Below are 26,355 nucleotides of genomic sequence, written 5' to 3' on the forward strand. Positions count from 1 at the left end.
TAAGATAATGAGTTAAACCTTAAATACCTTGACGACTTCCTGCAGCTCGTCAGCCATCTTGGACAGTGATTGGGAGGCCGCGCTAACTTCTTCCATTGAGGCTAGCTGCTCTTCAGCAGCCGCTGCAATGCTGTGTGTGCTTTCGAGCGATTTCGTTGAAATCGTCGATATCTGCTCCACGACCTCAACCATCCGTTTGGAATCGGCGCGTATCACGCTTGCAGACTGTGACACTTCCTTCACGTGCTGGAATACATCCTCTACCGCTTGGCTAATCGCCTGGAAAGCCGCTTTGGCGCTTTCGCTCATGACACTTCCATCATTCACGGCCTGGTTGCCTTGATTCATGGATACGACTGCGTTACTAATTTGAGACTGAATGTCTCCAATTAAACCACGAATAGAATCAGCAGCCTGCGCTGACTGTTCAGCTAGCTTACGCACTTCCGTTGCAACCACCGCGAAGCCTTTCCCATGCTCGCCGGCTCGCGCCGCTTCAATAGAAGCATTGAGTGCCAAGAGATTCGTTTGACTGGATATCGAGGTAATCAAGGTAATCATCTCGCCAATCTGATGCGATTTCCCGCTTAGTTCATTGACAATCGTGGACGTATGCGCCATGTTACGATGAATGAGCTTCATTTGCTCCGTAACCTCACCAACCGCTTTATTTCCTTCGTCGGCCGTTTCGGCTGTTTTTTCCGTCGAGTGATTCACTTTCTGAACGCCGTCCACAATCGAAATCAATTGCTTCGCAATGTCAGTAACCGTCTCTTTGGAATGATTCACAAGGAGGCTTTGCTCATCCGCGCTGGCGGCTACTTGCTGAATCGTATCGGCAATCTGTTCCGTCGCTCTCGACGTTTCCTCCGCGCTAGCGGACAACTGCTCGGACATGGATGCTACTGTATGCGTATGCATGGACACGGATCCAAGCATTGTACTTAGCCTCCCAATCATCTCGTTGAACGAATTCCCCATTTGCCCTAATTCATCGTTTGTTTTCACAGCGATCTGATGCGTGAGGTCGCCCTCGGCGATTTGACCTGCCATTACTTTCGCTCTGCGGATATGACCAACCAGAGATCGGCTAAACAAAATGATCGCAACGATCATAATAACAACTGCAATTAAACCTCCGATGCTTAAAGACATAACAAGCTTGTCTACAGGCTCATGAAGCTCTTTCTCCGGCATTACGAGTCCGAGTGTCCAGCCCGTTTCAGGAACTTTTTGGAAATACATTCTGCTAACGCCCATATTCCTGTCGTCCATGAAGCTTAGTTCACCTTGCTGTTGTGACAGAAGCGTAGGAGCAAGTGCGCTTAAGGATGCGTTAGTATCTTTATCAATGCTTACTTTCATCACCTTGGATTTATCAGGCTGCGCCAGATAGTTTCCGTTGCCATCGATCAAGAATGCCCATCCCGTTTGGCCTACTTTCGTTTCTTCAATGAAAGTTTCGAGCTTAGCTAGGTTAAAATCACTAGTAATCAGCGCGATAAACTGTTTTTTCTGATCGAATACGGGAATACTGGTCGTCACCATCGAAACCTTGGTAGTTTCGTCATAATACGGATTAGAGTAGCTATACGGCTTGTTGCTATCATGTCCCTCTTTATACCAATCCTTGTTCGGATAATCGTATTCAGGCGCGTTGTAATCCTGGATAAGCTTTACCTTTTCCCCATCTTTAAACGCATACGAAGAAAAATATTTTGTTTTCGCGTTGTACTTAAAGGGCTCAAAGAAGATCCCAATCCCTGTAGTATCTATGCTTGCTGACAAATCATTGCTAAGCATTTGATTATAATTATCCAGTGTCAATTGTGAAGGGGCGAATTCAATCGTTCTCGCGAATACCTCACCCACTTTACGATGCGAAACCATCTTGGAATTAATGTTGCTGGTTACGCTGCTGAGCTGCTGCTGCATTTTCTGCTGAATTTCATTCGTAATTAAGCCTTTACTATAAATATAAGCGAATGCAACGATCGCAGACAACGTAATAACAATAAGGGGAATTAATAGTAACATAAACTTACTTTGAATACTTTTCAGCTTTATCATTGCCATCCTCCATTCATTAAAATCTACTTTGCTTATAGCTAGAAATTCGTTTGAAATTCGACAAACCCCTCTTAAATACGACATAAAGAGGGGGAAAAAGAAAAAGCGCAGCCTTTTGATTTCAAAAGGTTGCGCTTCATTAAATTGCAGCTAACTCAAGGTGAACTCTGAGCTATTCCAAGACTTTTCTCGTGCTTCTCAAGTCTATTTCAATGCCTTCAATGCGATGTCCGTGCGATAGTGCTTCCCGTCAAAATGAATGCGCTCCGCGTCAGCATACGCTTTCTGGCGCGCTTCAACGATGTCCTTGCCTAAGGCTGTTATACCCAGAACACGCCCCCCATTCGTAACGACTTGGCCATCTTGCAAAGCCGTTCCCGCGTGGAAAATAATGGAGTCTTGTACGTTGTCAAGTCCCGTGATTGGGAGCCCTTTCGGGTAAGGCCCAGGATATCCTTCGGAAGCCACAATGACGCAGACCGCCGCTTGGTCGTTCCACACAATCGGCTGTGTATCCAATGTGCCATTGATGATCGCTTGGAAGATATCCAGCAGATCGGTCTGCAAACGCGGTAGAATAACTTGCGTCTCGGGATCGCCAAAACGAGCGTTGAACTCGATCGTTTTCACACCATTCGGGGTCAAAATCAGCCCTGCATACAGCACGCCTTTGAACGGGCGGCCTTCCTTCACCATGGCATCTGCGGTAGGCTGAACGATGGTGTCCAGTGCCTCCTGCACAAGCGATTGCGGGATGTGCGGAAGCGGCGAGTACGTGCCCATTCCGCCTGTATTCGGACCTTTATCGCCATCGAAGACTGGCTTATGGTCTTGGGACGGTACCATAGGACGCACAACAGAGCCGTCGACAAAAGCGAGCAGGGACATCTCTTGTCCCGTCAAAAATTCTTCGATTACGACGTTAGCGCCAGACTTGCCGAAAACTTGGTCCACCATAATTTCGCGAAGCGCCGCTTCGGCTTCCTCCATGGTGTGCGCGACAGTAACGCCTTTGCCTGCGGCTAAGCCGTCGGCTTTAATGACGATCGGCGCCGTTTGGCTGCGCAGGTAGGCTAGCGCCGGTTCGTAGGCGTCGAAGGATTCGTAAGTGGCCGTAGGAATTTGGTACTTCTTGAGGAGTTGCTTCATGAACACCTTACTGCCTTCAATAATCGCGGCATTCGCGCGCGGGCCAAAGGCAACGATACCTTTGGATTCCAGATGGTCAACCAAACCCGCTGCGAGCGGATCGTCAGGCGCGACCATGACAAGATCGATTTGTTGCTCTTTCGCAAACGTGCTAATCTCCTCGAACTGCAGCTCGGTAATCGGCACGCATTCGGCTAGTGCCGCGATACCACCATTACCAGGCGCGCAGAACAACTTGCTCACTTTCGGGCTTTTGCTCAAAGACCAAACGATCGCGTGCTCACGCCCGCCTCGTCCAATAACTAAAATACGCATCCGTCTTCCGTCCCTCTCTCATGGGGAATGCCCACGGTCAGCAATCGATCGTGAGCATTCTCAGTTCGTTTAGTGTTTAAAATGACGTACGCCTGTCATAACCATGGCGATACCGTTCTCATTCGCAACGCGGATAGATTCCTCGTCCTTGATAGAGCCACCCGGCTGAATGACAGCTGTGATACCAGCCTTAGCTGCCATCTCCAGTGTGTCGCCCATCGGGAAAAACGCGTCGGAAGAAAGAACGGAACCCTTTGCTTTGTCGCCCGCTTGCTCGATGGCGATTTTGGCTGAGCCCACACGGTTCATTTGGCCTGCGCCAACGCCGACTGTCATATCGTCAGCAACGAGTACAATCGCGTTGGATTTAACGTGCTTAACTACTTTCCAAGCGAAAAGCAATTGCTTCAATTCCTCTTCTGTTGGCTGACGTTCAGAGACGACCTTGAGATCAGCCTCCGTAAGCTGATGGGCATCGCTGTCTTGAACGAGCATGCCGCCTTCAACGGTTGTGAGGACAGGCTCTGCTTTGCGACCCGCTATTGTATCTAAGCCGCTTACTTTGAGCAGGCGGATATTTTTCTTTTTCTCTAATATAGCCAAAGCTTCAGATGTAAAATCAGGCGCAATCACGATTTCCAAGAAAATCTCATGAAGCAGCTGTGCTGTAGCTTCATCGATTGTACGGTTTGCTGCAACGATTCCGCCAAAGATGGACGTCGGATCAGCCGCATACGCTTTTTGATAAGCTTCTAGTACATTCGTTCCGATACCTACGCCGCAAGGATTCATGTGCTTCACGGCTACGACCGCAGGCTCGCTGAACTCTTTAACGATCTGAAGGGCAGTATTCGCGTCGTTAATATTGTTATACGATAATTCTTTACCATGTAATTGTTCGGCTGTTGTTATGTTGCCTGCTGCCGCATTCGGCTTGCGATAGAAAGCCGCGCTCTGATGCGGGTTTTCTCCATAGCGGAGGTCCTGCATTTTTTCATAGGTAACGGTATAACGTTCTGGGTAAGGCTCGCCCAATTGCTTGGACAAGTAGTCGGAAATCAGGGCATCGTAAGAACCCGTGTGCCGGAACACTTTGGCCGCAAGACGTTTACGTGTTTCAAGCGACGTATCGCCGTTTTCTTGCACTTCTTCCAGCACTTGCGCATAATCCGCTGCATCCACGATCACAGATACGAACGCGTGGTTTTTGGCTGCTGAACGGAGCATCGTTGGCCCACCGATATCGATATTCTCAATGGCATCTTCATAAGTCACATCCGGCTTAGCAACCGTCTCGGCAAAAGGATACAAATTCACGACAACCACATCAATATAATCAAGACCAAGCTTCTTCATACTCGCTTGATGCTCTTCGTTGTCACGAACCGCAAGGAGACCGCTGTGCACAGCTGGGTGCAGCGTTTTGACGCGGCCATCCATAATTTCGGGAAACCCTGTCACTTCGGAAATACCGATAACCGGCACCCCTTTTTCCTTCAATAAACTTTGCGTGCCGCCAGTTGAAATAATCTCAACGCCCAGCTTAGCCAGCTCGCTAGCGAATTCAACGATCCCCGTTTTGTCGGACACGCTGATCAGTGCTCTTTTGATTGCCACTATGCTTCCTCCCAGAAATGGTTTTTGACTGTATGTAAAATAATAGCTACAAGCGTATGCTAACCCTACGCCCATCGATACTGACGCGACCTTCGCGCAGCGAGCGAATGACATGCGGCAGGAGAACATGCTCCGCCGCATGGATGCGCTCAGCAAGCGAGTCGGCAGTCTCGTGTTCATGAATTTCCACACTGCGCTGGGCAATAATCGGGCCGGAGTCCAGACCGCCGTCCACGAAGTGAACGGTCACGCCGGTTTGTTTGACGCCATACGCCACGGCTTGTTCGATTGCTTTAACGCCAGGAAATGAGGGCAACAGCGAGGGATGAATATTAATCATTCGACCATAGTAAGGCACGATCAAAACGTTCGTAATGATCCGCATATAGCCAGCCATCACGATGAGATCGATCTCACGATCCTGCAGTTCTTTCAGAATTAGCGATTCATACTCCTCGCGGCTTTCATACTCTTTGGGGCGAAATGCGAACACAGGCACCTTCGCTTCTGTGGCACGTTCCACAACGAATGCCTGTGGACGGTCACAGACAAGAAGCTCGATGCTAACATCAAGCTTCCCCTTCTGTACCTGATCGACAATAGCCTGGAAATTCGAGCCGCTGCCTGACGCAAATACAGCAATCCGATAAGGCTGCATTACACCTCAGCTCCTTGGAACGTGACGACTCGCTCACCTTCAGTGACGACGCCAAGTCGATATACGTTCTCTCCTTGCGCTTCTGCAGCCGCGATAGCTTTCTCCGCTAGATCCGCATCCACGATAATAACCATCCCGATCCCCATATTAAAAGTGCGGAACATATCGTTGTTGCTAATGCCGCCCTCACGCTGCATCAATTCAAAAATTGGCAGAATCGGCCAAGAGCCATATTGAATTTCCACATTCACGCCTTCTGGCAGAACCCGTGGAATATTTTCGATAAAGCCGCCTCCTGTAATGTGCGCCATTCCTTTAATCGCCACTTCGTCAAGAATGCCCAGAACTGGCTTCACATACAGCCTCGTAGGCTCCAACAGCACGTTGCCAAGCTTGTCGCCAAGCTCCTCTACATGTCCTTGAAGCGTATAGCCTTTATCCTCAAGCAACAGCTTGCGCACAAGAGAGAACCCGTTGCTGTGCACGCCGCTGGAAGCCAAGCCTAGAACTACATCTCCGGGACGGATGGTGGTGCCGTCGATGATCTTTTTCTTGTCGACGATGCCTACGGTAAACCCGGCAATGTCATACTCCCCTGACGCATACATGCCTGGCATTTCCGCCGTTTCGCCGCCGATTAGCGCACAACCAGACTGTGAGCAACCGTCAGCGATCCCTTTCACAATAGCTTCAATCTTCTCTGGAACAACGCGATCACAAGCCAAATAATCAAGGAAAAAGAGCGGCTCCGCGCCCTGAACGATAATATCGTTCACGCACATCGCAACGGCGTCAATGCCAATCGTATCGTGCTTATCCATGGCAAAAGCGATTTTCAGCTTTGTGCCGACTCCGTCCGTACCGGATACGAGCACTGGCTCCTCGTACTTGTCCTTGTTCAGACTGAACAATCCGCCAAAGCCGCCGAGGTCTGTCAACACTTCAGGTCGAAACGTCCGCTTTACGTGTTTCTTCATCCGTTCTACTGCTTCGTTTCCTGCCGCGATATCGACTCCAGCCTTTTTGTAAGCATCCGACACTTCGCTTCCACTCCTTATATTGTCTATGTAGCGAGCGGTCTGACTAGCGTCAAACCGTCCCGTTATTACTTATTTGTTCATTTAACCGCTTAGTCGCAAGCACAACCAACCTTCGTAACGTCAACAATTTCTGTTGGATAACTATTGTCAAAGCAAGCCGTGCAGTACCCGCTTTTCTCGCCTGCAGAACCTTGTCCGATGGAATTCAGCAGGCCTTCTTTTGTGAGAAAATGCAGAGAATCCGCGTTAATGGCTTTGCGAATTTCCTCAATAGAGTTCATCGCAGCAATGAGTTCTTTGCGGTCTGGCGTATCGATTCCATAATAGCAAGGGTTCATGAAAGGCGGCGATGAAATACGCACATGCACTTCCGTCGCGCCAGCTTCGCGCAATAAATTGACGATCCTCAAGCTTGTTGTCCCGCGAACGATAGAGTCATCGATCATCACAACGCGTTTGCCTTCGACCACCTTGCGCACGGCGCTCAGCTTCATTTTGACCCCTTGCTCACGAAGCTCTTGGCTAGGAATAATGAAAGTCCGGCCCGTATAGCGGTTCTTGATAAGACCCAGCTCATAGGGGATACCCGTTTGCTCGGCAAAACCAATCGCTGCAGAAATACTAGAATCCGGCACGCCTGTAACGATGTCGGCATCCACGAAGGCTTCCATCGCCAGCTTCTTCCCCATGCGCTTACGCGCAGAGTGAATGTTCACGGTGTCGATGTCACTATCGGGACGAGCGAAGTAAATGTACTCCATCGCGCAGATTGCGCGCTTGCTGCTTTCAGCAAAGCGCTGCTCATGGAAGCCATCGCGATCAAGCACGATCAGCTCGCCCGGCTGCACATCACGGAAATACGTCGCGCCAACTGCGTCGAACGCGCAAGTCTCCGATGCGAATAAATACGCATCCCCGAGACGACCGATCATGAACGGGCGCAGCCCATTCGGATCAAGCGCAGCAATCATTTTGTCCTTCGTAATGATCAGGAAGGCAAAGCCACCGATCACTTGTTTCAGAGCATCCTTGACGGCATCAACGATGTCATCGTGCTCGGAACGGGCAATAAGATGAGCCAGCACTTCCGTATCACTCGTCGTTTGGAAAATCGAACCCTTCCGCTCCAATTCGCGCTTGATGATGTTCGCATTGTCGAGGTTTCCGTTCGTCGCAATCGCAAGGTCGCCCTCCCGATATTTAAATACGAGCGGCTGCGCATTGGCCAGCTTGCTTTCGCCTGCTGTCGAGTAACGCACATGGGCAATGGCTGTTGAGCCCTTCAAGGGTTCCAGAATAGGTCCTGTAAACACTTCTTTGGCTAACCCCATACCCCGGTAGTAATTAAACTTCCCATCCTCTACTGTACAAATGCCGGCACTTTCCTGTCCACGGTGCTGAAGAGCATGAAGCCCGTAATAGCACAAGGAGGAGGCGTCTGGATGTCCATACACCCCGAACACCCCGCACTCTTCATTGAGCTTATCAAACATTCCGCCTTGGCCGCCTATACCTTCATTGAAGTATTGGCCTGTCCAAAGCTCATGCTGCGCTTCCCCCAATTGTACGAGGGGCGCAGATGGAAGCTTCAGGGCGTCGGTTTGCTTTATGCCATTAGACATGGAATCGCATCCTTCCAGACCTTCTCCAGCTCGCTTACCGGTGAGTGAAGACGCTGTTCGTTATTAATTTTAACGGTCAGCTCTGATCCTGTGACTGTTCCGATTTCTTGATAAGGGACTCCTTGTGAAGCAATCCAGTGCTTCAACGCGTCTGCTTTGTCCGGCGCTGCCGACAAGAGGATACGCGATTGACTTTCACTGAACAGCGTGAAGTCTGGGCGAATTTCTGAGGCTACGTTGACGACTGCGCCTGTACGTCCGCCGATACAGCTCTCTGCCAACGCCACAGCCAGACCGCCTTCGGACAAATCATGCGCCGAAGCGACCAAACCTTCTTGGATTGCTTTCAGTACAGTGTCTTGAACGCGTTTCTCTACAGCCAAATCCAGAACAGGTGGACGGCCTTCGGTTACCTTGTGAATGACATATTGGAATTCGCTGCCGCCGAGCTCCGCTTTCGTCTCGCCGAGCAGGATAATGATGTCGCCTTCATTTTTGAAGTTTTGCGTCGTGATGTGGTCGGTGTCATGAACCAGACCAACCATGCCGATTACCGGCGTTGGGTAAATCGCGCCTTTAGCGTTCTCGTTGTAAAGCGAGACGTTACCGCCAATTACAGGCGTGTCCAAGAACCGACAAGCTTCTGCCATTCCGTCGGTTGATTTCTCCAGCTGCCAGAAAATTTCTGGTTTATCTGGACTTCCGAAGTTCAGGTTGTCCGTAACCGCTAACGGCTCCGCACCGGAGCAGACGATGTTGCGCGCTGCTTCTGAAACAGCGATCCGTCCGCCAACTTCCGGATCGAGATATACATAGCGTCCGTTGCAGTCGGTCGTCATCGCAAGGCCCTTGCGGGTGCCGCGAATAGTCACGACCGCTGCGTCCGAACCCGGACGCACAGCAGTTTCTGTACGAACCATGGAATCATACTGGTTGTACACCCACTCTTTGCTCGCTACCGTCGGGGACGCGAGCACTTGCTTCAGCGCATCGGTCAGCTTCGTTACCTCCGGGTAACGAGTCGTGTCGATAGCTGCGCTAGCCTCGTAGTAAGCCGGCACTTTGCTCGGCTTATTGTAGACCGGGCACTCGTCGACGAGTGCCCCTACAGGCATGTCCGCCACGGTTTCGCCGTGGTGGATTAAACGCAGGCGACCATCATCGGTCACCTTGCCGACTTTGGCGCAGTGGAGACCCCAGCGCTCAAAAATGCCCTTGGCTTGCGCCTCATGCTTCGGCTCAACGACGAACAGCATGCGCTCTTGAGACTCAGACAGCATCATTTCATAAGCTGTCATGCCCTCTTCGCGTTGCGGCACCTCATCGAGGTAAAGCTCCATGCCGTTGCCCGCTTTACTCGCCATCTCAGCGCTGGAGCAGGTTAGCCCCGCAGCGCCCATATCTTGAATACCGAGCACGATGCCGGAATTGATGAGCTCCAAGCACGCTTCGAGTACAAGCTTCTCCATGAACGGATCGCCTACTTGTACAGCCGGGCGCTTCGCTTCGGACTCCGCCGTCAGTTCCTCAGACGCGAACGTTGCGCCATGAATACCATCGCGGCCCGTTGCCGGACCGACGTAGAATACCGGGTTGCCGACCCCCTTGGCAACACCACGTTGGATCTTGTCGTGGTCGATAAGACCGACACACATGGCATTAACGAGCGGGTTCCCTTCGTAGCTCTCGTCGAACATCACTTCGCCGCCAACCGTTGGAATACCGATACAGTTGCCATAGCCAGCGATGCCTGAGACGACGTGCTCGAACAAATACTTCACGCGATCGTTTTGCAATTTACCGAAGCGGAGCGAGTTCAGCACCGCGATCGGACGCGCGCCCATCGAGAAAATGTCGCGAATGATCCCGCCGACACCCGTCGCAGCGCCTTGGTAAGGCTCAATTGCCGATGGATGGTTGTGACTTTCAATTTTGAAAACAACCGCTTGGTTGTCGCCGATATCTACAATCCCTGCGCCTTCGCCAGGACCCATCAGAACGCGTGGACCTGTAACCGGGAATTTGCGAAGTACGGGTTTGGAATTTTTGTAAGAGCAATGTTCGGACCACATAACGCTGAATACGCCGATCTCCACATAGTTCGGATTACGTCCAAGGAAGCCGCAAATTTTGGCATACTCGTCATCGGTTACGCCCATTTGCTTGTAAATTTTCTGCTCGGCGATTTGCTCGGCCGTTGGTTCCTTAGCGGATAGCTGCTGCGTCATGTTTCTCCCTCCAAGCGTTTAGAATCGATGTGAACATCTTCTTGCCGTCTGCCGACCCAAGGAGCTCATGAATGGCGCGCTCTGGATGGGGCATCATACCTACTACATTTCCAGCTTTGTTACAAATGCCGGCGATATCATCTAAGGATCCGTTCGGGTTGTTACCCTTTTCATAACGGAATACGATTTGTTTGTTTTCTTGCAGTTCTTTAAGTGTTGTATCGTCACAGTAATAATTGCCTTCACCATGCGCAATTGGAATCTCAATCAATTCGCCTTCTGCATAATCGCGTGTAAACGGCGTTGCATTGTTCTCGACTTTCAACGTCGTCTGATGGCAGCGGAATTTCATGCCATTATTGCGAAGCAGTGCGCCTGGCAGAAGTCGAGCTTCCGTCAACACTTGGAATCCGTTACAAATACCTAGAATGTACTTGCCTTCTTCCGCCGCTTGAACGAGAGCTTTCATAACGTTCGCGAATTGGGCAATGGCACCGCAGCGCAGGTAATCTCCGTAAGAAAATCCACCCGGCACGAGGATGCAGTCGTATTTGGACAGATCGTCCGCTGTATGCCATACATAATCAACCGATTGTCCGATTGTATCTTCGACTGCCTTGTAGCAGTCGATGTCGCAGTTCGATCCCGGAAACACAAGAACCGCAAAATTCATGACGTTTTCCTCCCTAGAGCTTTCCATTTGGAAAGCTTTCATCGTAAGCATTGGCTGAGCTTTCCTTTAGGAAAGCTTTCTTCGTAAGCATAATCTTCCCTGTATTAAACCAACTCGTAGCGATAATCTTCAATAACAGTGTTTGCCAACAGCTTCTCGCACATTGCTTTCACGCGTGCTTCAGCCTCAGCTTTGTCAGTCGTGTTCAGCTCAAGCTCCAAATATTTACCAATGCGAACCTTGCCAACTTCTTCAAAACCCATCGAATGAAGCGCTCCTTGCACCGCTGTTCCTTGAACGTCCAAGACGTTTTGTTTAATCGTTACGTAGACGGTTGCTTTCATTTCTAATCTCTCCTCTTCATCATGGCTTCCTGAAAATATGGATGATGCCCTAAGCTAATCCACCAAGCGGTGTAGTATTTCTTTATATCGACTTGCCGTTTCTTCCACAACTGAAGCTGGAAGCTCGTCCGGCTCGCTATTTTTATCCCAACCTGAACCCGCCAGGTAAGTCCGCACAGGTTCTTTGTCCATCGAATCAATCTCGATATCCAGGGCGTATTTCTCTTGTGGCCAGTAACGCGAAGAATCCGGTGTGAAGATTTCATCAATAATAATGAGTTCGCCTGCATAAAAACCGAATTCAAACTTCGTATCTGCTAAAATAATGCCTTTTTGCTCACAGATCGCATGAGCTATGGTATAGAGCATAATGCTTTTTTCTTGCAGCTCATACGTCAGCTCCTCGCCAACCAATTCACACATCTGTTGAACGGAAATGTCTTCATCATGACCTACATCATTTTTCGCCGCCGGCGTGAAAATAGGCATTTCCAAGCGTTCATTCTTGCGCAAACCATCAGGAAGCTTACGGCCATTAATTTCGCCGGTTTGCTCGTACTGTCTCCATCCGTTACCTGTGATGTAACCACGAACAACGCATTCTATGGAGATTCGCTCTGCTTTTTTCGCTACAAGAATACGTTCCTTGAGAAGCTCTCTAGCCGCTGCATCTGGAATCACATCATGCAACTGTTCCACGTCCGCATGCACGATGTGGTTATTCATATAACCGCTAGTCACGCCGAACCAATACTTGCTTAGCGCATTCAGCACATATCCTTTGTCAGGAACGCCTGGCTTAAGAATGTAGTCAAATGCCGAGATACGATCCGTCACGACAATCAGGAAGTTTTCACCCAGATCGTACAGCTCCCGCACTTTTCCTTTGTGCACCAACGGGGCTTTAACAAGCTCCGTCGCTGAATCCAGAATATGATTTGCCATCAACAACACATCCTTTCTATTTAAATGGAACGAGCTATTTCAGACCTAGACGGTCGAAGATGGTGTCTACATGTTTCAAGTGCCAGCTTGGATCAAAGCAATCTGCAATTTCTTCCGCGTTTAACGCTTCTGTAATAACCGACGCATTCTCTACGATGTCACGGAACGAGCGCTGCTCTTCCCAAGCCTGCATCGCTCTTGGCTGTACGGTATCGTACGCTTGCTCGCGGGAGAAGCCTTTGTCGATCAACTTCGTCATGACGCGACCAGAGAAAGGCACATCATAGGTGCTGCGCATATTGCGCTTCATGTTCTCAGGAAACACGGTTAAATTCTTGATGATATTGCCTAGACGGTTAAGCATGTAGTTCAGCAATTGCGTCGCGTCTGGCAAAATGATCCGCTCAACAGAAGAGTGGGAAATGTCCCGTTCGTGCCACAGCGTCACGTTCTCATAAGCAGAGATCATATGTCCGCGAATGACGCGGGATAGACCGGAGATGCTTTCGCAGCCGATTGGGTTGCGCTTATGCGGCATCGCCGATGAGCCTTTCTGACCTTTAGCGAACGGTTCCTCAACTTCGCGGAACTCGCTTTTTTGAAGCGCGCGAATTTCCGTTGCAAACTTGTCTAGGGACGTTGCGACTAGCGCCAGTGTCGCCATATATTCAGCGTGGCGGTCGCGCTGCAGCGTTTGGGTCGAAATTGGAGCTGCGGTTGTGCCTAATTTACCACAAACATATTGTTCAACGAATGGATCGATATTCGCGTAAGTCCCTACAGCGCCGGAGATCTTACCGAATTGCACGCCATCAGCGGCAAAACGGAAACGCTCCAGGTTCCGTTTCATTTCTTCGTACCAAAGAGCCATTTTCAGACCAAAAGTCGTTGGCTCCGCATGTACGCCATGCGTTCTGCCCATCATTGCTGTATCTTTATGTTCGATCGCTTTATTTCTAAGAATTTCAATGAAGTTTTGGATATCCTTGTCCAAAATTTCATTCGCTTGTCTGAGTAAGTAGCCGAGAGCCGTGTCCACAACATCGGTTGAGGTCAGACCATAGTGTACCCATTTGCGCTCAGGCCCTAGTGTTTCGGATACTGCTCTAGTGAAGGCAATCACGTCATGGCGCGTTTCTTGCTCGATCTCGTAGATGCGATCGATGTTGAAGCTTGCGTTCTCGCGAAGCACTTTCACATCTTCCTTAGGAATAACGCCGAGCTCTGACCAAGCTTCACAAGAAAGAATTTCAACTTCGAGCCATGCTTGGAATTTATTTTCCTCAGTCCATATGCGCGCCATTTCTGGGCGAGTGTAACGTTCAATCATTTTGCAGTTCCTCCGTTTGTCTCATTTACTTACTTTCCCAAATGCCAGCTCGTTCTATCCAAGTTTGTGCTTTGGCGACATCGCTTGCAAGCAGATTAATGTGTCCCATCTTGCGTTTCTCTTTCGCTTCCAGTTTACCGTATAAATGAACCTTTGCGCTAACTCCCAGCTCTTCGTTTTCCAAAAAGCCAACCTTGTCCACCTGCTGCTCAAGGGGCGCGATATGCTCTCCAAGCAAATTGACCATAACAACAGGCGACATCAGCTCTGTCGAGCCTAAGGGCAGATTGCAAATCGCACGAACATGCTGCTCGAACTGTGAAGTGCGACATGCTTCCATCGTGTAATGACCAGAATTATGCGGTCGTGGCGCAAGCTCGTTAACATAAAGCTGACCATCCTTGGTTAGAAACAGCTCAACGGCGATCAGTCCGATTACGCCAAGCGAGTCTGCGATGCGAATCGCCAGCTTCTCGGCTTCCTGCTGCACTTCGGCAGGAATGCGTGCCGGAACAATCGATTGATGCAGGATGTTATTTACATGTATGTTCTCCGCAGCAGGGAAAGCCTTCACCTCACCACGAGGACTCCTCGCTGCAATCACGGATAATTCTTTATCGAAATGTATGAATTGCTCTAAAACAAGCTCTGTCTTCGCGCGGCTGAGGGTTTCGTAGGCTTCTTCCACCTCTTCAAGCGAGCGGATTACCCACTGGCCCTTGCCGTCGTAACCCCCAGTTGCCGTCTTGAGTACGCACGGCGTACCAAAGCGTTCCGCAGCTTCGCGAAGCTGCGCCGCGCTCGTGATTTCAGCATAAGGGGCAACTGGTACGCCAGCTGCCTCGATAGCTCTTTTTTCACGAAGTCGATGCTGTGTTGTATATAAAAGTTGGCTCCCTTGGGGGACATAGGATTCTTTCATTAAAATGTCGGTCACGTTGGCGTCAACATTTTCGAATTCATACGTGATGACGTCCGATTGGGCAGCTAACTTTCTGGCTGCTTCCACGTCGTCGAAGTCCGCCTGAATCTGTTCATCCGCAACTTGACCGCATGGCGCATCTTCTGTCGGATCTAATGTAACAAAGCGATAACCCATATTGCGTCCCGCCAAGGCAAGCATACGTCCGAGCTGCCCGCCGCCTAGAATACCAATCGTGCCGCCAGGCTTGATCACCTTACCACTTCCTAGCGTCATAGCAGCTCACTGCTTTCAATAACGGTTTGCGCAATGCGTTCGCGGCGCGCTTTTATTTTGGCTTGCAGCTCAGGCTCGAAGGCGCCTAGAATTTGCGCGGCCAACAAGCCAGCGTTTGTCGCCCCTGCATGGCCGATGGCGACTGTCGCAACAGGAATGCCCCCAGGCATCTGCACGATGGAAAGCAGTGAATCCAGACCGTTCAACGTGGATGTTTTCACTGGCACACCAATAACTGGAAGCTCCGTTTTGGCTGCTACCATCCCTGGTAAGTGCGCCGCCCCGCCTGCTCCGGCGATAATGACTTGAATGCCTCGGCTTGCTGCCGAAGCCGCATAGTCAAACATGAGGTCGGGCGTTCTGTGCGCGGAGACCACCTTTTTCTCATAAGGTACTCCCAATTCCTCCAGCATGTCGCATGCGTGCTTCATCGTTTCCCAATCCGACTGGCTTCCCATTATGACTCCAACACGTACAGTCATCACAAACCCACTTTCATCTTATATAGGTAGTTTCCAAAGCTCGCTTTAGAAACTTTCATCAACAAAAACCGAAAAGTCATCCATTAAAACAAAAATGCCCAGGGCTAGAATACACGATTCTATACGCTGGACAGCAAAAGAACCGAATGCAAAAAGACCATCATCTTCCTATGGTTCCCCTCATTCGCTTCCTCGTAGTCCAAAAATTCATGGTTTTTGGGTAGATACTTTCAGGCCTTATCCCCGACGTTATACGAGTTTTTTCGACATTTTCAATTAAAACGGATCAATTTCCCGCTTATCTAGTTTACTACTAACTGACGTGCCATGTCAATTTCAAAAAACGAACAATTTCACTCTGATTCTTTCTTATAGTTCGCCTTTTGGTGCCATTTACACGGATCTATCGAAAATCTTTCATCCACTGGTAGGGATAGCGCCCTCAAAATGAAAAAAGCCCTTCAAGCCGCTTTTCTCATGCCAAAACTGAGAAAGTCGACTTAAAGGGAATTTTATTTGCTCTTCATTTAAGATCCGATTGCTGCTTCATACCGCCCGGAGGTATCGACGACAGCTAATTCTCGAATCAGCCCAAGCCGTTCAAAGACATGCAGACTGCTGTTCACAGCCATTGCATTCATATGCGGATACCGAACGATTAGCGCATCGCAGATATCTTTGACCGTCACATAGCTTCCTCTCGTATATAAATATTCGAGTAAGGCATATCGCTGCGGCGTCAAGGTAATATTTTTCGCCTGCATTCGTTGTAAAGCTTGATTCAAATCATTTTGTGCCATGTCGAAAACCTCCTCTACGGTAGCAGTCAGCTCATAGGAAAGGATGATACCTCTGCTACAGCTTCAAATGCTGTAAATAGCCTGATATATCTACTTGTAAGCCTTCCGCCAATCGCTGTCCTAAGTCAGCATCCGCTCTATAGAAGTTACAGATGGCCAGCAGCTTCGATTTCTCGTGAACGGAAGAAAGATCACCTACAAGATTAGAAATAAAATTCGTTTGTTCCTGCACGCTGAAGCTACGGAATGTATCCCCTGCCTGTGCGAAGTCATTAGTTTTGGCAATTTTCTGTCTCACCACCGCGCCTTGCAGGGGTACGCTGCTATCCCGATATTCTGGCGCTTCTTTGGGCGCATCCGCATGCCTTGTGGGTTCATAGTTCACGCTGGATGACTGCTCCTTCATTTGCATTGCGCCATCTCGTTGGTTGTTCTGAACCGTCGCGTAGGGGCAATTCACCGGAATTTGCAGGTAATTCGCTCCTAAACGGTATCTTTGAGTGTCCGGGTAGGAGAATAAGCGGCCCTGCAGTAATTTATCTTCAGAAGGCTCAATACCGCTAACGAGTACACTAGGGGCAAAAGCTGCCTGCTCCACTTCGGCAAAAAAGTTTTGCGGATTGCGATTCAGCGTCATCGTCCCGACTTTATGCAATGGAATGAGATCTTCGGGCCATACTTTGGTCGGATCTAGCGGATCGAAATCGTACGCATCCAAATCCTCCGGCTGCAGCAGTTGCACATGCAGATCCCATTTCGGGAACTCCCCACGGGCGATATGGTCATATAAATCTCTTGTTGCATGACTGAAATCCTCACCTTGAACGGCAGTCGCTTCAGCTTTATTCAAATTACGGACACCTTGATGGGGCTTCCATTGATATTTCACATATACATAATTGCCTGTATGATTAATCCACTTAAACGCATGCACGCCGAAGCCATTCATTTCTCGGTAATTGGCAGGAGTCCCGTAGTCTGAGAACACCCACGTCAGCATATGCGTAGATTCAGGCGTAAGCGACATGAAATCCCAATAGCGGTCTGGCGTCTGCACATTCGTGTCTGGAGCTGGCTTCAACGAGTGAACCATATCGGGAAATTTCATCGCATCGCGGATAAAAAAAACCGGTAAATTATTGCCGACTAGATCGTAATTGCCCTCTTCTGTATAAAATTTCACTGCAAAGCCTCGCGGATCGCGAGCTGTCTCCGGAGAACCTTGACCATGAATAACGGTAGAAAAACGAACGAATACGGGGGTTTCTTTGCCTGCTTCGCCAAGGAATGTCGCTTTCGTATATCTTTTCATTGCGTTCTCAACAGTGAAGGTACCAAAAGCGCCTGCACCACGCGCATGAACGACACGCTCTGGAATACGCTCCCGATCGAAATGAGCGATTTTTTCGAGCAAATGGTAATCCTCTAAGAGCGTTGGGCCATGCTGGCCGGCTGTTCGCGAATTTTGATTGTCGCCTACTGGCGCGCCTTGATTCGTCGTTAAGTGATTAGGGGTCATCGTCATTTCTCCTTTTGTTAGATTGAATTTCTAGCTTCGAACTTTATTTATTTTATTTATAATAATTATTATATAGTATTTATTTTAATTTTGTTGATAATGATTGTCAATAGCTTTCTCTTATATATTCAACGACAAATTAGCAAAGGAAGGATAAGACTACTTACCATGAGCGTGCCACTGTGAAGTCACCAGAGCAAGAAACAAAATTGTCTACACTAAGGGACTGCCAAGACCATAAAATCATGGACATTCAAATTATCCGTGCAATTGGCAATCGCGGACCCTCTCCACTCGAAAACTATCATTACATTGAAAAGGAGTCTTCCTTTGATTGCCAGCGTGTCCCGAACGGTCATCCATGCTCGCAGCGCCGGGGATCATGTCTATTTTGAAGCTTACAGAAGCATTGGCAACGTACCTATCTCCACCTACACTTAGCGACTATTCCAAGAAAAGGGAAGCCCCCGTCTTCATTCGGTGCTCTACCGTCGTTCGTTACGCAATCCGCGGGGTTTCGCGACGAACTTCCATGCCAAGAAGGGAACGCCGTTCTTATTAAAATCACTGTGAACCCTTAAAGCAGCATATCAAAAATTTAACTCAGCAAGACGCCGAAAACATTCAAGGTAAAAACACGAGTCACGCAATGAAGGATTTGTATGAAGCGATTGAAAGGGGGAAAGCAACTTTATTTGCTGAGGCAGGCGATTTGGGACCAATATCTCCATAAGGTAACTTTATTTTCGGTTCGCTCATAAATCCACTTAAGACTAATATACAACTTATATTTTGTCTCAATAAATTAATTGAGTACTTCAACATTTCCAATAACCACCAAAAAATGTTATTATTTATTTGTATTAATCTTCTTTAAATATTCATAATTTTCCACCTTTATCAAATCTGGTGTGAGCCCCTTTGTTTAAAAACGTTCAAAGACCACATTGCTGAAAACCAACAAGATAAGTATGTTAACAAGTTAGCGACTCCAGCCTATCTCAAATTATTTCTTCATGCTCAGTTACAGCAGCAAGTACCACAAAGAACCGTAACAATTTCAAAATCATCGATTCAAGTCGATCGGACTTTGCTTACAGAAGTACAAGTAGGCTATCTTTCAAAAGACAAAAACAGGCATTAAAGTACACATGCGGCTGGTCTCTGTGAGCGAACATGATGTTGTCCCCTAGAAAGCCAGCTAAAAAAATGATCGCACCTCAAATGGATGCAATCATTAACCAAGCAGGAGTTACCTACATCTTTGCCCAATCGATTCGATCTCGAAGCAGAGGAGATTGGTGGCATGTACCGAAACGCTGGATCATAGAACCTTCTTTAAATGAATGAAGCAAGATATTCGAATTAAGTCGTTTTATGGATAGAGCTATTTTTAATAGGAGATCAACTCTTTGGTTCTAGAAGCGAAACAATAAATTCAAAATTTTTAGGTAAAATCGATATAGGTTACGTATCTCTTGGTATCCAAGGTTCATTTTTTTTATTTTACCATTGAAACATCTCACTGGCTTTGGTCGTTTAGAATACGCAGCATACAATAATAAATCTAAATCCAGTACAACAAATTAACCCTTATTTTATGCCCGACAATACATGCTGTTCAATGCTGATATAGAAAGGGATGCATTTTATGAAAAAGTTCGTAATTGGTATAACATCGGGAGTTCTCTTGTCTTTCGCCACGGGTGCCTTTGCTTCTAGCCCCACTGTTCAAGCAATTTTGTTTCCAAGTACAATTAATGTTCATAAGGAAGGGAAAACAAGCAGCATTGGAAGTAATAACACTATATTGAATTACAACAACAGTGTATATATTCCACTGCGTTCTTTTGCTGAAAATATGGGGTCTATTGTAAAATACATTCCGCCCAATTCAGCAACCGACTCGTCATCTCAAATTGACATCTATTCTGCTCCAGAGCCATGGAGACTAACAGCGAAGGCTCCAGGAAATTTACCTACCTCCCCCCTTTCTCTAAAGCTAAATAAAATTCAAACCGATACTGGGCCAAGCAGTACCTCAATTGGAATTTATGCAGAACTTTATAATACAAGTAAAGAAATAATTAACTTTACCAAAACCAAACTCGAAATAAAAATTGAAAGGGTTATGGAGGGACAACCACATAAACTTGTTTGGAGTGGAGATATTTCCCCTCCAAACGTGACCCCCCCTGGAGATTTGATCCCCGGTAGTGATGTGAAAGTTGTTTGGGGAATTAAATCCCCTATTCTCTATTGGGATAAAAAAGATATCGATGGTAATTCTGTTCCTCCTGGCCAATATCAAGTTTCGATCAGTCAACCTATAACCATTGAATATAATGTGGGAGCTTTCGTTTCCCAAGAAAGGAGTGAATCTCAAACGATTAATCCAGATTTATCAAACACCATCGTCTTATATGTCCAATGATTGATTAATAAAGGTTGGATCAATCCTTAATGGGTTGGTCTAATTTTGTTTTGTAACCTTTCTCAAAGTAATATCAATTCTAATTTTTATAATTTTACTCCAATAACAAAGATATGACCGGCTGTTCAAAAACGCACACTATATTATATTGCGTTACGTAACGGTATATGATATAGTGTGCTTAAGGTTACTTGATGAGTCGAATTCAAATGGTGTAGGGGAAACACTACTGAATTCGTGAATTCCCTCTCTTTTTTTAACCCAAAATAATGCGTAACGTAACGCATCAAAAAATGGAGGAAATACAATGGCCACTGTTGTTATTAATAGCAATATTCCAAAAAATTTTGGGTATGATGCTCCTGCTCCACGAGGAACTAGCTCCACTAGCTTGGCAGGAGGTTTTTTCTTTTACTCGAACAATCCAGAAACCGTGAAAAGTCCTGCAATCGCAGACAATGGTTGCTACCTTAACCGTGCACCTGTAAAAGGAACTGGCCAGGTTTACACTTGGCATTCTAACGGTACTGGTTCCATGCTCACTAACTGCATTCTCGTTTACAATCCAAATGCTTTTCCAATCAAAGTAGCCTCTTCCAACTATGGATTAACAAAATATTCTGGTGCTCAACCTGATTCTAATGCTTGGCTGTCTTTTTGGAATACAAGTATGTACTCCCCTGTGTCGGTAACAGTACAACCAGGCAGCTATGGTAACATCTTCCTTCAAAGCGGAATTCCTAATGGTGGTGTATTTGGAATTGTTGCACGAGTGAGTGTTACGGATAGCAACAATGGTACTGATGCTAATGCAACTCTTTGGGATCTTGCCTATATTTCAAACTCCGGTAATGCACAATCTTCAGCCGCAACTGATGGAACTAACAGGGTTCGCGGTATTGCTCAAGGTGGCTATTGGAACACCACTAATTTTAATGCATTGTCCCCTTCCGACCAAAAAGGTAAATACTATAGTTTTGCTGCTGCCGGCGATACTTTTAATGGTGCCGACGTTCCGTGGGTAGGAGACCAGAGTGGAGCTGCATCGGGTGGGGTTTTAGGCAACTACGGGCAACAAATGAATATTACTTTACCTATCTACAATAATAGCGGTTCATCGCGTACGTATCGAATTTTCATTGGCAGTACTGGCGGCCTACTCTTTCCTTGCTTTTACTATCAAGGAGTCGGATACAGATACTCTCCATCCGGGTGGGGAGATGTGGCAGGCTGGAGTAGCATAGATATCTTAGAAGTAACTGTTGGGGCCTGGGCTACTCAATCAGAGTCTTTCCAGGTTGTTGTTCCAGCAGTCTCGAGTACTCCCCTTGCCATTGGTGCTCGGCTACTCTGATTAACCAATCATTAAAAAAGGGAGATCCAACAAAGGAGTACCAGGAGGACCGGTGCAGCGGATCCTCCTAGTTTAGATTGGGAGACATTTGCATAAAAGTAGGTATTTCAACCCAATGTTATGGGATCTCAGGGGGAGGATCTCGATGCACAAGATATTTCTCAGGTTCGTTCCACCTCGCCGTTTAGTAACTTCAAATCTTTCTCCAGCCGGGTCAGTTCTTGCGAAATATCGATCAATCCCGCTAGTAGCAATTACAATCCTGCACTGGTTGTAATGCCTGTCATCGCTTTTCGGAAGAAGAACTTACACTTGAAATAAAAATATTACAGCAGGAGATGAGTAAATAGAAATGCAAAAGCTCAATTTAAAACAACTATAATTAAGTTACTGGAATTAGCTGCAGATTCGTAGCCATATATTTGGCTTACATTTATTTTCAGAATAAATAAACAGAGAGGGATCAGTAATCTCTAATAAAAAAAATATGGTAGAGGAGTGAGAATTTATGGATGTCCAGATTTTATCCTTGATTTCCCAGTATGGTTTTCCTATGGTAGTAGCAATGTTTTCTTTAATGAGACTAGAAAAAACCATACAAACTAACACCAAAGTTATGCAAGCAATCGCTGTTAAAATGGGAGTATCTGTTGAAATAGATAAATCAACTGACTAGAAGGTTTATTTAAAATCATTTCAACTAAAAAATAATCAGTAGCTCTGGAATGACCAATGTTAACCCATATTTTTTAAGCACATCTAGCAATCACTTAAAAACGTCTCCTGATACGCTAAAAGCGCATAGGAGATGTTTTTTGGGTTGTAAAATCAATGCCAAAACAACCTGTATTAACAGGTATGAGGGACGTGCGTTTGTAGAGACGCTTCGCATTTCTAATAAAGCTCCATCAGAATTCAGTGAACGCTTAAAGAAGCGACCTCGTATGCTTTTTAAAAAAAGGTGGGGGTTTTTCGGAAATCATTATCAAAAATCAACTTACTTGCCGTGTGTTGGGGAGTATGTATTGGACATTGGTTATCACATAGGTTTTAAGTTTTATATTTGCATTTTATGTTCATATTGGATAATTTTTATAATGAAACGGTTGTAGTTGTTTTTTTCCTCATTGTAAGCCCGCCCTCCCCCACTAACCATTGCTTTTAATATTCCAAAATAATAAATAAATAACATAAAAAATTCAAATCTGTAGATCCGATTGTGCGAGCAGTACGATGAGCAGAGAAGAATTAGAACAGATTAGAAAGGAATCTGCAGCTGTAGCTAGAAAGTAAGCTTTCACTTCAGAAACTTTTATACGCTACGGAGAAAACGGAAAGGTGATTCGGGAGTATCCTGATGGCATCAAGACGTAAGTCATCCGGGACGAGAACGGAAATCGATATTACGTAAAGTTGTTATTAGACATAATTAACCCCAAGTAGGTATGGAATCTATTATTGCGTTATAATACGTGACGAATTATTATATAGGTATGATAGTATTCTATTCTAGGAGGGAAAACATTGAATTACATGATTAATTTGTTTGGAAATAACGTAGATTGTATTTTAAATGTTGAAGATGAAAATCTAATTATTACATTTTCTGATGAAAATCAAAAAGCACTTAAGGCTTATTTAAAGAGAGTACTACAGAGATATGGTCATAATTCTGAAGCTCAACAGCTTTCATTTCAAAATTTACTTGAAAAAGGAATTGAAGTTGAAAAGAATATTGGTGGAAATATGAGTGAACCTAAAATTAAACTCCCATATGAATTTGCCCCAGAAGTAAAAGAGAAATTAATTGAAGCATCCGCAATTCAAGGTTTGTCTGCAACTCAATTATTAATAAAGCTCATTGAGTCCAAGTATCAAAGTGTTATAAATAATCATTAATTAACGGAGGGACATTTAATGGCGTATGGAAACAAAGTTAAATTTCATTACGATATTCCTGTATACGTGAAAAAAAATTTAGTTGATACTGCAAAAAAATTGGGTATAACAGCTACAGAATTATTAACGAGAATTATTGAAGAAGAATACCAAAGAATAAAAAATCTAAATAAAAACTAACCAACCTAAGTGTTGCAAATTTTCAACTGAGTAGGAAGAATAGGACAGACTTGTAGTACAATCGGCAAATCAACCATTTAGGCAGACAGTTTGAAATGTTTAAGTATTATCGAAAAACAACTTCTTCTCCATGGCTTGCTGATAAACGTAGACAATAAGCTGATATCATGGATGATTTTCCTCTCATCCATTCCTGCCACTGAAATTCAAGATAGTTCTGCGTCAGGAATTGAATGGCCCAAAACCTCTCTATACCGATAAATTGAAAGCAAATGGTATTGGTCAAAGCCAAGCAGATCCATGAAAATAACGATAGCCCATTTCGACGTTCCACCGCACGTGGTAATATTGCTGGATGTAACGAAATCCATGGACTGATCCGTACAAAGGAGACAAACCTAAGGTTTGCTCAAATCGGTGTAATCATCTTACCAAGACAGCAACAGCTTGACATTTCTGATCTCGCTCACGGGTCCTTCGTAGGGATAAACCCAGTATACTCCCTGACCTTCCACGGTAACTGAGCGGAGATCAGTTTTATGAATGTGCTGTGTAGTGAAATCATGAAATCACTAATTTGAATCGAAATGCCAGCCGGACAGATCAGCCGATTTGTTTTTACGGTTGTAATGACATAAAGCCCCTTGCGGTTACAGCTATTTATGACCTTCTCGCTCTTATACCAACTATCCATGAGAACGTAGACGAGTTCATCTTTCTCAGCGGAAAAGGTCTCGATCCTTTCCAGAGCCAGATCTTTCTTGCTGTTAAGTATTCACTGGCCTCACAATACTCTTTTGGGTAATATGGACGATAATCCCAAGCGTATGAGCATCCTTCACTCGCCAAATGAGAAGTGACAATGCTGTGGCACCAGACAGACTTTCCACCTTCATGTAATTACTGAAAGCTGAGCGCCTCATTTCTAATGCAAATTGCATGCGGTTGACGCACCATAGCGAGTGATTCAAAAAATTGGTGATGCTGCTGAGATGAAGATCTTGTCTGGTCGCGTTACGAATCTGAGTGATATCCTTACGGCCGGTACAGAGAATGATGCCATGCACGAGTGTGAAAACGTGATTCAGTTGTGGCTTAGATAACTCCAACTTCAGCGCTAAAATGAACTTGACGATGGATATGTAGAGGAATACCATAAGAGAGGGGCATCTCCTTTATATGGAAATTACGGCGTCGTAACCGTCAATTTCTACACAAAGGTCTGATGTCCTTTTTATTTTAAAACCTTCGACGAAAGTTCTAACAAGCCTACTTTAACCGAGTCAAATCAACAACGTTGTTTTGCAACACTCAAGTAACTAACTTAATAACATAATCTTGCTAAATTCTAATAAAGCTTTTAAATCTGATTCAGGCAAAGAGAAATAAAAATACTCACCGAATTTAGAATCAATAGAGTCAGAAGAAAAAAAGTGGAAATGCGCAAATGGTTCATTATCATTACGTAGAAGAAGGAATAAATAGTAGCGGTTATTTAAATCATGATGAGTTTTATATACAATTTTGGTGTAATCAATTTCTGTATCAAGAATCATTTTAATATGTTCTTTTATTCTTTCATATGGAATTTTCAAAAAAATCTCATTCAGGTTACTTACTATACTCATACTATTAAAACCCTCCTTATTTATGTAATTAGAAAAATAAGTATAACAATAGAATATATTTCCATTATATTGCGTTCGTTTACGATACGCAATATAATTTTATCCTAATGTAATCTCACGTTTACTATCCCTACATCAAAATAGAACATATGTTCGGTAAATTCAATTTACCACACATATGGTCGTAATGGAAGATGTTACAAAGCAGGGTGCACATAATAGGCGTAGTACCAGCGAAGTGACAGTTATCTTACTTTGCTTATATGTAACTCAAGTTTCGCACATTGAAAAATGCCTCAAGATATTGATCTTACTAGAGTAGCAGCAAAAAAATTAGTGAACTTGACAGAAAAAGACCTTTCACGTTTGGTAAAATGGAAGTTTCGAGCTTACCATCTCACACAGAAAGGCGCGTAACCCTATGCTAAACCACAAATATCTGTCCGAAAAGTGTGAAGAACTCTTTTCAACCCTGTTTTCTACTTGGAAAATAGGATATTCACGCATCAAATCCAATCCCTAGGCATAGTCGAGCACGGCAGGAATAGGGGTTAATGAAAATACCTTTGTAGTCCGTTGACACGGCAATCTCTCCTCTTTTATGAAAAATGAGAAGTTATCTTCTAAAATTCAAGCTCTATCGATAAATAACGTGCTGAATGTAGGCTTTAAGATAAGCTTTCTATACAATAAAAAAGGTTATCTCTTAGACAGTGATTACTGTCATAAAAGATAACCTTTTTACGTGCTTGGCAACGTTCTACTCTCCCAGAACCCTGCGGTTCAAGTACCATCGACGCTGGAGGGCTTAACGGTCGTGTTCGAGATGGGAACGCGTGGGTCCCCTCCGCCATCATCACCAAACAGTCA

General features: G+C 45.9%; 23 protein-coding genes, 1 rRNA gene, 1 pseudogene and 1 riboswitch. Of the genes and pseudogenes, 6 read left to right on the forward strand and 19 right to left on the reverse strand.

The annotated features are described in order from the left end of the window. Nucleotides 1-12: 12 nt before the first annotated feature. The 15 genes from GK047_RS26055 to GK047_RS26125 all read right to left on the reverse strand — a co-directional run bounded on the left by GK047_RS26055 (nt 13) and on the right by GK047_RS26125 (nt 17,990). Nucleotides 13-2,070, reverse strand: a complete 2,058-nt coding sequence (locus GK047_RS26055; protein WP_163953239.1) for a methyl-accepting chemotaxis protein — start codon at nt 2,068-2,070, stop codon at nt 13-15. Nucleotides 2,071-2,274: 204 nt separating this feature from the next. Further along, nucleotides 2,275-3,534, reverse strand: coding sequence for a phosphoribosylamine--glycine ligase (gene purD / locus GK047_RS26060; RefSeq protein WP_163953240.1), 1,260 nt, complete (start codon nt 3,532-3,534; stop codon nt 2,275-2,277). 69 nt (nt 3,535-3,603) lie between these two features. Continuing rightward, entirely contained in the window at nt 3,604-5,151 is a 1,548-nt protein-coding gene (gene purH / locus GK047_RS26065) for a bifunctional phosphoribosylaminoimidazolecarboxamide formyltransferase/IMP cyclohydrolase (protein ID WP_163953241.1), read from the reverse strand. Nucleotides 5,152-5,197: 46 nt separating this feature from the next. Further along, nucleotides 5,198-5,809, reverse strand: a complete 612-nt coding sequence (purN, locus tag GK047_RS26070; RefSeq protein WP_163953242.1) for a phosphoribosylglycinamide formyltransferase — start codon at nt 5,807-5,809, stop codon at nt 5,198-5,200. Next, nucleotides 5,809-6,849 carry a phosphoribosylformylglycinamidine cyclo-ligase gene (purM, locus tag GK047_RS26075; RefSeq protein ID WP_163953243.1) on the reverse strand — a complete coding sequence of 347 codons (1,041 nt, stop codon included), beginning with the start codon at nt 6,847-6,849 and terminating at the stop codon, nt 5,809-5,811. Before purM ends, purN begins: the two co-directional genes overlap by 1 nt. An 89-nt stretch (nt 6,850-6,938) precedes the next feature. Beyond that, on the reverse strand, nt 6,939-8,471 hold the full coding sequence (purF, locus tag GK047_RS26080) for an amidophosphoribosyltransferase (RefSeq protein ID WP_163953244.1): 1,533 nt from the start codon (nt 8,469-8,471) through the stop codon (nt 6,939-6,941). After that, entirely contained in the window at nt 8,456-10,699 is a 2,244-nt protein-coding gene (purL, locus tag GK047_RS26085; RefSeq protein ID WP_163953245.1) for a phosphoribosylformylglycinamidine synthase subunit PurL, read from the reverse strand. The genes purF and purL overlap by 16 nt, the downstream gene beginning before the upstream one ends. Further along, a complete protein-coding gene (gene purQ, locus GK047_RS26090) occupies nt 10,677-11,372 on the reverse strand; it encodes a phosphoribosylformylglycinamidine synthase subunit PurQ (protein ID WP_163953246.1) in 696 nt (231 codons plus the stop codon). Before purQ ends, purL begins: the two co-directional genes overlap by 23 nt. Before the next feature lie 104 nt (nt 11,373-11,476). Further along, nucleotides 11,477-11,716, reverse strand: a complete 240-nt coding sequence (purS, locus tag GK047_RS26095) for a phosphoribosylformylglycinamidine synthase subunit PurS (RefSeq protein WP_163953247.1) — start codon at nt 11,714-11,716, stop codon at nt 11,477-11,479. A gap of 54 nt (nt 11,717-11,770) precedes the next feature. Further along, complete coding sequence (locus GK047_RS26100; RefSeq protein WP_163953248.1) at nt 11,771-12,661, reverse strand: phosphoribosylaminoimidazolesuccinocarboxamide synthase; 891 nt, start codon at nt 12,659-12,661, stop codon at nt 11,771-11,773. A gap of 34 nt (nt 12,662-12,695) precedes the next feature. After that, nucleotides 12,696-13,991: an adenylosuccinate lyase gene (purB, locus tag GK047_RS26105; RefSeq protein WP_163953250.1), complete on the reverse strand. Its 1,296-nt coding sequence runs from the start codon at nt 13,989-13,991 to the stop codon at nt 12,696-12,698. 25 nt (nt 13,992-14,016) lie between these two features. After that, entirely contained in the window at nt 14,017-15,189 is a 1,173-nt protein-coding gene (purK, locus tag GK047_RS26110; protein ID WP_163953252.1) for a 5-(carboxyamino)imidazole ribonucleotide synthase, read from the reverse strand. Further along, the gene (gene purE / locus GK047_RS26115) at nt 15,186-15,671 is read right to left on the reverse strand and encodes a 5-(carboxyamino)imidazole ribonucleotide mutase (protein WP_163953253.1); all 486 of its coding nucleotides are present in this window, start codon (nt 15,669-15,671) and stop codon (nt 15,186-15,188) included. The genes purK and purE overlap by 4 nt, the downstream gene beginning before the upstream one ends. Before the next feature lie 175 nt (nt 15,672-15,846). Beyond that, a riboswitch (purine riboswitch) is annotated at nt 15,847-15,948 on the reverse strand. A 250-nt stretch (nt 15,949-16,198) separates the two neighbouring features. After that, complete coding sequence (locus GK047_RS26120; protein ID WP_163953255.1) at nt 16,199-16,471, reverse strand: Fur family transcriptional regulator; 273 nt, start codon at nt 16,469-16,471, stop codon at nt 16,199-16,201. A gap of 55 nt (nt 16,472-16,526) precedes the next feature. Then, on the reverse strand, nt 16,527-17,990 hold the full coding sequence (locus GK047_RS26125) for a catalase (RefSeq protein WP_163953257.1): 1,464 nt from the start codon (nt 17,988-17,990) through the stop codon (nt 16,527-16,529). A gap of 536 nt (nt 17,991-18,526) precedes the next feature. On the opposite strand from GK047_RS26125, the pseudogene GK047_RS30765 reads away from it, so the two are divergent. The 6 genes and pseudogenes from GK047_RS30765 to GK047_RS29345 form a co-directional block, all read left to right on the forward strand. Continuing rightward, a pseudogene (locus tag GK047_RS30765) lies at nt 18,527-18,669 on the forward strand (catalase); the annotation flags it as partial. 972 nt (nt 18,670-19,641) lie between these two features. Beyond that, a complete protein-coding gene (locus tag GK047_RS26135; RefSeq protein WP_163953259.1) occupies nt 19,642-20,424 on the forward strand; it encodes a hypothetical protein in 783 nt (260 codons plus the stop codon). Between the two features lie 307 nt (nt 20,425-20,731). Further along, nucleotides 20,732-21,778 carry a hypothetical protein gene (locus tag GK047_RS26140; protein WP_163953261.1) on the forward strand — a complete coding sequence of 349 codons (1,047 nt, stop codon included), beginning with the start codon at nt 20,732-20,734 and terminating at the stop codon, nt 21,776-21,778. A gap of 508 nt (nt 21,779-22,286) precedes the next feature. Next, on the forward strand, nt 22,287-22,454 hold the full coding sequence (locus tag GK047_RS26145) for a YvrJ family protein (RefSeq protein ID WP_163953263.1): 168 nt from the start codon (nt 22,287-22,289) through the stop codon (nt 22,452-22,454). 857 nt (nt 22,455-23,311) lie between these two features. After that, nucleotides 23,312-23,677 (forward strand): hypothetical protein, encoded by a 366-nt coding sequence (locus tag GK047_RS26150; RefSeq protein ID WP_240344276.1) that lies wholly within the window; start codon nt 23,312-23,314, stop codon nt 23,675-23,677. An 18-nt stretch (nt 23,678-23,695) separates the two neighbouring features. Further along, nucleotides 23,696-23,857, forward strand: a complete 162-nt coding sequence (locus GK047_RS29345; RefSeq protein WP_205516991.1) for a hypothetical protein — start codon at nt 23,696-23,698, stop codon at nt 23,855-23,857. Between the two features lie 466 nt (nt 23,858-24,323). Here the strand turns inward: GK047_RS29345 and GK047_RS26155 are convergent, their stop codons facing one another. The 4 genes from GK047_RS26155 to rrf all read right to left on the reverse strand — a co-directional run bounded on the left by GK047_RS26155 (nt 24,324) and on the right by rrf (nt 26,349). Continuing rightward, a complete protein-coding gene (locus GK047_RS26155; RefSeq protein ID WP_163953267.1) occupies nt 24,324-24,551 on the reverse strand; it encodes a hypothetical protein in 228 nt (75 codons plus the stop codon). A gap of 73 nt (nt 24,552-24,624) precedes the next feature. Beyond that, the gene (locus GK047_RS26160) at nt 24,625-25,014 is read right to left on the reverse strand and encodes a hypothetical protein (RefSeq protein WP_163953269.1); all 390 of its coding nucleotides are present in this window, start codon (nt 25,012-25,014) and stop codon (nt 24,625-24,627) included. A 162-nt stretch (nt 25,015-25,176) separates the two neighbouring features. Continuing rightward, nucleotides 25,177-25,485 (reverse strand): hypothetical protein, encoded by a 309-nt coding sequence (locus tag GK047_RS26165; protein WP_163953271.1) that lies wholly within the window; start codon nt 25,483-25,485, stop codon nt 25,177-25,179. A 747-nt stretch (nt 25,486-26,232) separates the two neighbouring features. Further along, a 5S ribosomal RNA gene (gene rrf / locus GK047_RS26170) occupies nt 26,233-26,349 on the reverse strand. Nucleotides 26,350-26,355 lie beyond the last annotated feature (6 nt).

Source organism: Paenibacillus sp. SYP-B3998, from assembly GCF_010820665.1.
GTDB lineage: Bacteria > Bacillota > Bacilli > Paenibacillales > NBRC-103111 > Paenibacillus_E.

Bases quoted from the DNA above. Each gene is read 5' to 3' on its own strand.
- GK047_RS26165 (WP_163953271.1), bottom strand. From the start codon at position 25,485: ATGAGTATAGTAAGTAACCTGAATGAGATTTTTTTGAAAATTCCATAT.
- GK047_RS26100 (WP_163953248.1), bottom strand. From the start codon at position 12,661: ATGGCAAATCATATTCTGGATTCAGCGACGGAGCTTGTTAAAGCCCCG.
- purL (WP_163953245.1), bottom strand. From the start codon at position 10,699: ATGACGCAGCAGCTATCCGCTAAGGAACCAACGGCCGAGCAAATCGCC.
- GK047_RS26155 (WP_163953267.1), bottom strand. From the start codon at position 24,551: ATGGATAGTTGGTATAAGAGCGAGAAGGTCATAAATAGCTGTAACCGC.
- purS (WP_163953247.1), bottom strand. From the start codon at position 11,716: ATGAAAGCAACCGTCTACGTAACGATTAAACAAAACGTCTTGGACGTT.
- GK047_RS26140 (WP_163953261.1), top strand. From the start codon at position 20,732: ATGGCCACTGTTGTTATTAATAGCAATATTCCAAAAAATTTTGGGTAT.
- GK047_RS29345 (WP_205516991.1), top strand. From the start codon at position 23,696: ATGGCGTATGGAAACAAAGTTAAATTTCATTACGATATTCCTGTATAC.
- purB (WP_163953250.1), bottom strand. From the start codon at position 13,991: ATGATTGAACGTTACACTCGCCCAGAAATGGCGCGCATATGGACTGAG.
- GK047_RS26120 (WP_163953255.1), bottom strand. From the start codon at position 16,471: ATGGCACAAAATGATTTGAATCAAGCTTTACAACGAATGCAGGCGAAA.
- purQ (WP_163953246.1), bottom strand. From the start codon at position 11,372: ATGAATTTTGCGGTTCTTGTGTTTCCGGGATCGAACTGCGACATCGAC.
- GK047_RS26150 (WP_240344276.1), top strand. From the start codon at position 23,312: ATGATTAATTTGTTTGGAAATAACGTAGATTGTATTTTAAATGTTGAA.
- GK047_RS26125 (WP_163953257.1), bottom strand. From the start codon at position 17,990: ATGACCCCTAATCACTTAACGACGAATCAAGGCGCGCCAGTAGGCGAC.
- purN (WP_163953242.1), bottom strand. From the start codon at position 5,809: ATGCAGCCTTATCGGATTGCTGTATTTGCGTCAGGCAGCGGCTCGAAT.
- purE (WP_163953253.1), bottom strand. From the start codon at position 15,671: ATGACTGTACGTGTTGGAGTCATAATGGGAAGCCAGTCGGATTGGGAA.
- GK047_RS26145 (WP_163953263.1), top strand. From the start codon at position 22,287: ATGGATGTCCAGATTTTATCCTTGATTTCCCAGTATGGTTTTCCTATG.
- purD (WP_163953240.1), bottom strand. From the start codon at position 3,534: ATGCGTATTTTAGTTATTGGACGAGGCGGGCGTGAGCACGCGATCGTT.
- GK047_RS26055 (WP_163953239.1), bottom strand. From the start codon at position 2,070: ATGATAAAGCTGAAAAGTATTCAAAGTAAGTTTATGTTACTATTAATT.
- GK047_RS26135 (WP_163953259.1), top strand. From the start codon at position 19,642: ATGAAAAAGTTCGTAATTGGTATAACATCGGGAGTTCTCTTGTCTTTC.
- purK (WP_163953252.1), bottom strand. From the start codon at position 15,189: ATGACGCTAGGAAGTGGTAAGGTGATCAAGCCTGGCGGCACGATTGGT.
- purF (WP_163953244.1), bottom strand. From the start codon at position 8,471: ATGTCTAATGGCATAAAGCAAACCGACGCCCTGAAGCTTCCATCTGCG.
- GK047_RS26160 (WP_163953269.1), bottom strand. From the start codon at position 25,014: ATGGTATTCCTCTACATATCCATCGTCAAGTTCATTTTAGCGCTGAAG.